General features: G+C 60.5%; 2 protein-coding genes. Both read right to left on the minus strand.

The features are described 5' to 3' along the window. Positions 1-25: 25 nt before the first annotated feature. Positions 26-859, minus strand: coding sequence for an IS3 family transposase (locus SOM39_RS19250; RefSeq protein WP_320459240.1), 834 nt, complete (start codon positions 857-859; stop codon positions 26-28). Then, a partial coding sequence (locus tag SOM39_RS19255; protein WP_320459241.1) for a transposase occupies positions 856-1,103 on the minus strand: 248 nt, incomplete at its 5' end. The genes SOM39_RS19255 and SOM39_RS19250, both read right to left, overlap by 4 nt.

Below are 1,103 nucleotides of genomic sequence, written 5' to 3' on the forward strand. Positions count from 1 at the left end.
TTTTCTGGACACTCTCAAGGGGCGTTCAGGCCACCTGCGCTTCGTGGAGCGCAGGCGGTACCAGGCCGTTGGCGTTATGCAGCCGGCGCTGGTTGTACCAGTCCACGAACTTTTCGATATCTGCCGCTGCCTCGTACCGTGTGGGGTACTTGGCGTACAGCCATTCTCCCTTGAGGGTGGCAAAAACCCGCTCTACGACGGCGTTGTCCCAGCAATTTCCCTTGCGGCTCATGCTCTGCGTAACTCCGTTGTCGCGCAGGATTTCGGCCATGGCGTGGCTGGTGTACTGCCGGCCTTGATCGGAGTGAAAAAGCAGGCCCGCTTTGGGACGGCGCTGTTTCAATGCTCCTCGCAACGCCCTGACGGCCAGCCAGGCATTTGCTTCATGGGAATGAGCCCATCCCACGATCCGTCGGGCATATAGGTCCACAACAATCGCCAGATACAGCCAGCCCTGCTGGGTCGGGATATAGGTGATGTCGCCTGCCCATACTTGGTTCGGTGCCTCCGGATTGAACTGACGATCCAGCACATTGGGAACGGTCAGGGCCTGTGGCCCAAGGCTTTGATACTTATGACGCTTGTGTTGCCGGGCCCTCACCCCGGCCCGGCGCATCAGCGTGCGGGCCCGGTACCGGCCAACCTGCAGCCCAATGTTGGCCAATTCCTTGGCCATACGGCGCGACCCACAGCTGCCCCGATGCGATTTGTGAATGCGCCTCACCAGGTCGACCTGGCTCAGTAGCTCGTGGTCGATCTGTTCCTGTCGACCCCGCCAGGCGTAGTAGCTGCTGCGTGGGTAGTCCATCAGCTGGCAGACCAATCGGATCGGAGCAGCCTTCCCCAGTTCTTCGATCACTTGTTCCGGCGATCGTTGTCCCGAACGAAGAAGGCTATGGATTTTTTTAGTAGATCGCGCTCCTCCTTGAGCCTTCGATTCTGGGATTCCAGCTCTGCAATCCGGGCCTGAGGGTCAATCGGCGGCCCCTCGGCGTCGGGGTTGTGCTTCCGCTGCCATTGATCTATCCAGCGCCTCAGCGCGGTTGGGCCGACCTCCATCAGCTGGCAGACCTCTCTTACCGTCTGCCCCTCCACCACGACCA

It is taken from the genome of Stenotrophomonas sp. CFBP8994 (assembly GCF_034044835.1).
Lineage (GTDB): Bacteria > Pseudomonadota > Gammaproteobacteria > Xanthomonadales > Xanthomonadaceae > Stenotrophomonas > Stenotrophomonas rhizophila_A.